Origin of the sequence: Nitrosomonas europaea (assembly GCF_900167395.1) — a bacterium.
In the GTDB taxonomy this organism is placed as follows: domain Bacteria; phylum Pseudomonadota; class Gammaproteobacteria; order Burkholderiales; family Nitrosomonadaceae; genus Nitrosomonas; species Nitrosomonas europaea.
In genome coordinates this window covers 83,884-90,000 of sequence record NZ_FUWK01000001.1, presented here as the reverse complement: position 1 = coordinate 90,000, position 6,117 = coordinate 83,884, and the positions used below count along the sequence as shown (strand labels likewise).

General features: G+C 45.0%; 2 protein-coding genes, 1 tRNA gene and 2 rRNA genes (1 of these 5 only partly in view). All 5 read left to right on the top strand.

The window, feature by feature from the left end; all coding sequences use genetic code 11:
- Window positions 1–26, top strand: a tRNA-Ala gene (locus tag B5D58_RS00410); it begins 50 nt to the left of the window's first position.
- A 155-nt stretch (window positions 27–181) separates the two neighbouring features.
- Window positions 182–3,067 (top strand): 23S ribosomal RNA (locus B5D58_RS00405).
- Between the two features lie 72 nt (window positions 3,068–3,139).
- Window positions 3,140–3,252 (top strand): 5S ribosomal RNA (gene rrf, locus B5D58_RS00400).
- A gap of 477 nt (window positions 3,253–3,729) precedes the next feature.
- Window positions 3,730–5,433: an ABC transporter transmembrane domain-containing protein gene (locus tag B5D58_RS00395; protein ID WP_011110706.1), complete on the top strand. Its 1,704-nt coding sequence runs from the start codon at window positions 3,730–3,732 to the stop codon at window positions 5,431–5,433.
- A gap of 118 nt (window positions 5,434–5,551) precedes the next feature.
- Window positions 5,552–6,097, top strand: a complete 546-nt coding sequence (locus B5D58_RS00390; protein WP_011110707.1) for a septation protein A — start codon at window positions 5,552–5,554, stop codon at window positions 6,095–6,097.
- The last annotated feature ends 20 nt before the right edge of the window (window positions 6,098–6,117 follow it).

Sequence of the window (6,117 nt, the reverse complement as noted above, 5' to 3'; positions counted from 1 at the left end):
CGGTTCGATCCCGTTCACCTCCACCAATTAAACCGGTTAGACTCAAAAAATAAATTCTGCTTTTTGTTCTTTAAAAAATAAAAATTGGGTAAGATTGTGTTTTGTAAAGCATAATCTAAATCTATAGTGTTGATGAATATAACAAGTTTTTATTTTTGTTATTAAGTTTTCAAGATTATAGGATCAAGTGAATAAGTGCATGTGGTGGATGCCTTGGCGATTACAGGCGATGAAGGACGTGGAAGCCTGCGAAAAGCTTCGGGGAGCTGGCAAACAAGCTTTGATCCGGAGATGTCCGAATGGGAAAACCCACCCGTAAGGGTAATCACTCCTGAATATATAGGGAGATGATGGCTAACCTGGAGAACTGAAACATCTAAGTAACCAGAGGAAAAGAAATCAACAGAGATTCCCAGAGTAGTGGCGAGCGAAATGGGACCAGCCTGCAGTTAATAATATTTAGACTAACCGAATTATCTGGAAAGTTAAACCGTAGTGGGTGATAGTCCCGTAGGTGAAAGTCTGAATGTGGAACTAAGATTGCAATAAGTAGGGCGGGGCACGTGTAATCCTGTCTGAATATAGGGGGACCATCCTCTAAGGCTAAATACTCGTAATCGACCGATAGTGAACCAGTACCGTGAGGGAAAGGCGAAAAGAACCCCGGGAGGGGAGTGAAATAGATCCTGAAACCGCATGCATACAAACAGTAGGAGCCTTGAAAGAGGTGACTGCGTACCTTTTGTATAATGGGTCAGCGACTTACATTCAGTAGCGAGCTTAACCGATAGGGGAGGCGTAGTGAAAACGAGTCTTAATAGGGCGATAAGTTGCTGGGTGTAGACCCGAAACCAGATGATCTACTCATGGCCAGGATGAAAGGAGGGTAATGCCTCGTGGAGGTCCGAACCCACTAATGTTGAAAAATTAGGGGATGAGCTGTGGGTAGGGGTGAAAGGCTAAACAAATCTGGAAATAGCTGGTTCTCTCCGAAAACTATTTAGGTAGTGCCTCATATATTACCTTTGGGGGTAGAGCACTGTTATGGCTAGGGGGTCGTCAAGATTTACCAAACCATTGCAAACTCCGAATACCAAAGAGTGCAAGTATGGGAGACAGACATCGGGTGCTAACGTTCGGTGTCGAAAGGGAAACAACCCAGACCTTCAGCTAAGGTCCCAAAGATACAGTTAAGTGGTAAACGAAGTGGGAAGGCATAGACAGTCAGGAAGTTGGCTTAGAAGCAGCCATCCTTTAAAGAAAGCGTAATAGCTCACTGATCGAGTCGTCCTGCGCGGAAGATGTAACGGGGCTAAACTGTACACCGAAGCTAAGGATTTGCAATTTAATTGCAAGTGGTAGGAGAGCGTTCCGTAAGCCTGTGAAGGTAACTTGTGAAGGTTGCTGGAGGTATCGGAAGTGCGAATGCTGACATGAGTAGCGATAAAGGAAGTGAAAAGCTTCCTCGCCGAAAACCCAAGGTTTCCTGTGCAACGTTCATCGGCGCAGGGTTAGTCGGTCCCTAAGGTGAGGTAGAAATACGTAGCTGATGGGAAACTGGTTAATATTCCAGTACCTTTATTTAATGCGATGTGGGGACGAAGAAGGCTAGCTTAGCCGGGTGTTGGATGTCCCGGTTGAAGCAGGTAGACATGCTATTTAGGCAAATCCGGATAGCTTAGTCGAGATGTGATAACGAAACCTCTTTCGGGAGGCCAAGTAAGTAATGCCATGCTTCCAGGAAAAGCCACTAAGCTTCAGTTAAATAAAGACCGTACCGTAAACCGACACAGGTGGGTGGGATGAGAATTCTAAGGCGCTTGAGAGAACTCAGGAGAAGGAACTCGGCAAATTGACACCGTAACTTCGGGAGAAGGTGTGCCTCTAGTATGTGTAGTGCTACACGCATGAAGCAGAATGAGGTTGCAAAGAAATGGTGGCTGCGACTGTTTAATAAAAACACAGCACTCTGCAAACACGAAAGTGGACGTATAGGGTGTGACGCCTGCCCGGTGCCGGAAGGTTAAGTGATGGGGTGCAAGCTCTTGATCGAAGCCCCGGTAAACGGCGGCCGTAACTATAACGGTCCTAAGGTAGCGAAATTCCTTGTCGGGTAAGTTCCGACCTGCACGAATGGCGTAACGATGGCCACACTGTCTCCTCCTGAGACTCAGCGAAGTTGAAATGTTTGTGAAGATGCAATCTACCCGCGGCTAGACGGAAAGACCCCGTGCACCTTTACTGTAGCTTTACATTGGATTTTGATTATTCTTGTGTAGGATAGGTGGGAGGCTGTGAAATATGCTCGCCAGAGTGTATGGAGCCAACCTTGAAATACCACCCTGGAATGATCGGAGTTCTAACCCAGGTCCATTATCTGGATCGGGGACCGTGTATGGTAGGCAGTTTGACTGGGGCGGTCTCCTCCCAAAGAGTAACGGAGGAGTGCGAAGGTACGCTAGGTACGGTCGGAAATCGTACTGATAGTGCAATGGCATAAGCGTGCTTAACTGCGAGACTGACAAGTCGAGCAGATGCGAAAGCAGGTCATAGTGATCCGGTGGTTCTGTATGGAAGGGCCATCGCTCAACGGATAAAAGGTACGCCGGGGATAACAGGCTGATTCCTCCCAAGAGTTCATATCGACGGGGGAGTTTGGCACCTCGATGTCGGCTCATCACATCCTGGGGCTGTAGTCGGTCCCAAGGGTATGGCTGTTCGCCATTTAAAGTGGTACGTGAGCTGGGTTTAAAACGTCGTGAGACAGTTTGGTCCCTATCTGCCGTGGGCGTTGGAAATTTGAGTGGGGCTGCTCCTAGTACGAGAGGACCGGAGTGGACGCACCTCTGGTGTACCGGTTATGACGCCAGTCGTATCGCCGGGTAGCTAAGTGCGGAAGAGATAACCGCTGAAAGCATCTAAGCGGGAAACTTGCCATAAGATTAGATTTCCCGGGAATTTAATTCCCCTAAAGGTTCGTTGAAGACTACAACGTTGATAGGTCGAATGTGTAAGCGTAGTAATGCGTTAAGCTAATCGATACTAATTGACCGTGAGGCTTGATCCTATAATCTTGAAAATTGAGTCAATGTATTGGCAAATTTAATATTTTGCCTAATACCCAATTTTACCGTTTTTGCTTGGCGGCCATAGCGCTTTGGACCCACCTTTTCCCATCCCGAACAGAGAAGTGAAACGAAGCAGCGCCGATGATAGTGTGTTTCCACATGTGAAAGTAGGTCACCGCCAGGCTTCCTCTTATGTTAGTGTTTGTTTTTATCTGTGGTATTTCTTCCTTAATTTTCGTTTATGTAAAGTTAGGTTTTTGTAAACACAATCTAATTTTTACCATTAAGGCTTCATGTACTTATTCTTTATTCTATTGATTTTTTGAGTATTACCCTTCCTTTTTTCTCCTGCTATACATTTTTATATATTATTTGATCTGTAAAAAATGCACCTGACACTGCCGTCAGATCATTTGATTTGATTCTCGCTTTTAAGCTATACAGATTGTTTTAATTTATAATTAAAAATTTTCTTATACTACATTCAGTTAGTGACAGCTATTGACTAGTCAGTGAAGTAGGCATTCTTCCTCGGCCATAGCAATATCGAATAATCAAAGCTTTGCGGCCTTCTGGTATTATTTTCCTTAGTTATTATCAGCCGTAATGTGAGCTGATATAGTTCACCTGTTAGGCTGATTCCGCCATTTTTCCTCTTGTAATGCCAGATAAGCAACCGGCTCCCCCAATAGAACTGTTAACCCGCTTTGTTACCCGGAGCGGATCTCACTGGTTAACTCTGATATCTATTCTGATCGCTGGCGGTTTATTTGCATTAGCTATTACATTGATTCCTCTGGTGGTCGGCCAGCTGTTTACCCAAATACTGCCAGGAGGTAACCGGCAGCTAATGCAATCCCTTCCGCTGATACTGATGATTCTTCTGCTGGCAGCCATTTTTGCTGACTGGGTTGTCTATTATGTGCTTGAACGCTTACTAGGCAGGGCCATACTCGATATACGTACGGAGCTGTTCAAAAAATTACTGGCATTGCCTCCGGCCTGTTCTGATTTTCCAGCGGAGACAATCTCCTTGTACTTCTTTCAAAGCATTGAAAAGTTGGGCCACAATGTCAGTTTATTGGGAGTCTGCTTATCTCGGGATTTGCTGACTGCGGCCGGGTTGCTGGGCGTAATGGCCTGGCTGAATCCGGAGATGTCATTGCTGGTTTTGGCAATGCTGGCAACAATATTTTTTATCGGGCAGATATTTCGTGCGAACGCTCGCCAGCAGGATATGCTGGGTCAGAAACAGTATGAAGTATCCAGGTGTCTGTCCAAAGCACTGCGACTTAACCGAATAATTCACCTGGATAAAGGTTATAAGCAGGAGATCAGGCATACTCGAAATAGTTTCGAGCAACTCCAATCCTTTTTGCAAAAGCAATTCAGACAAACAAAATTGATGGAATTGCTCGCATATGTTCTTCTGATAGGGGTACTGACAGCCTCTCTTTACTATTTATTACAACAACTCGCTTCGAATCAATTGACAGCAGGTGATGCTGCTGCATTTTTTATGGCGGGTGCAATGCTGATTTTCCCGTTACAACGACTTTTCAGCATCAACTTGTTATTGAAACAATGCAGTGAAGCATTACAAGTGATCTTCCCACTGCTGAATCAGGATTCCAGAATAGTCGAGGAAAATCCTTATACTACTCAGTTTAGACGTGGCAAAGGGAAATTACGGTTTGAAGGAGTCAGTTTCCGGGGAGGGGCGACGGAATGCCAGTTACCTCACTTCAATCTTGAAATAGCATCCGGACAAAAAATTGCATTGATAAACCGGGATGCTAATATCAACCGGCTGTTTGCAGATCTCGTCTGTGGTTTCGTGCAACCATCAACAGGCAGAATTCTGCTCGATGATAATGACACCAAACGGATAAACCCTGCTGAATTATGCAGCTACATTGCCTGGATTGCAGCAGATGAGGATTTATTGGGCGATACGGTTGCCATCAATATTGCTTATGGCAGTGCCTGTTGTAGCAGGGAAATAGCAATTACGACAGCCGCTCACGCCAGCCAGGCGATGGAATTTATCCGCAAGCTGCCGCAAGGATTGCAGACAAAAATCAATCAACCTGCTCTGATATTTTCAGATGACCAGCGGCAGCGTATTCTCATCGCGCGAGCATTGCTAAAAAATCCAAGTATCATCATCCTCGATGAAACCACTGCCTGTTTCAATACCGATAATACTGCTTTGCTGCAGGCGTTACAGGTATTGCTCAATAATCGTACTGTTCTGATTCTTTCATCGCGACCAGTAATGCTCAATCTTGCCGGGCAGCAGTTTGATCCGGAAAAACCTGCCCTGATATCTGCATGTCATTCAGACGGATGCACGGTTCGGTGAGTTTATGCTACTGTTCCAGATTCATTTCATTGTGATAATGGGTAAACGGCGACTGTTACCATATCGAATGATGACCACTGTTACTATACTTTGATCGGTAACCCTAAGGGTATTTTTCATGAAGTTTCTTTTTGATCTTTTTCCGGTAATCCTGTTTTTCATTACGTATAAAGTCTACGGTATTTATAACGCGACAGCGGTTGCAATCATTGCCACATTCGTACAAATTGGCTGGGTGTGGTTGCGCCATCGCAAGGTTGACAATATGTTGTGGGTGAGCCTTGCCATCATTGTCGTTTTTGGAGGGGCAACACTGATTTTTCAGGATGAAACTTTTATCAAATGGAAACCGACTGTGCTTTATTGGCTGTTTGCCGCGGTTCTATTTCTGGCAAATCAGATTTTCGAAAAAAATCTGATCCGGGTCATGATGAAAGATCAAATCAGGTTGCCTGAGCCGGTATGGCCTCGTCTAAACGCCAGTTGGGCAGTATTTTTTAGTGTCATGGGGATCATCAATCTTTATGTGGCCTATAACTATTCGACGGATACCTGGGTAAATTTCAAGTTGTTTGGTTTTATGGGACTCATGTTTGCTTTCGTTATCCTGCAGGCAATATTGCTGGGGAAGTACGTGGAAAAAAGTGATGATCAGGAAATCTGATTTGTCCGATTACGCCACTA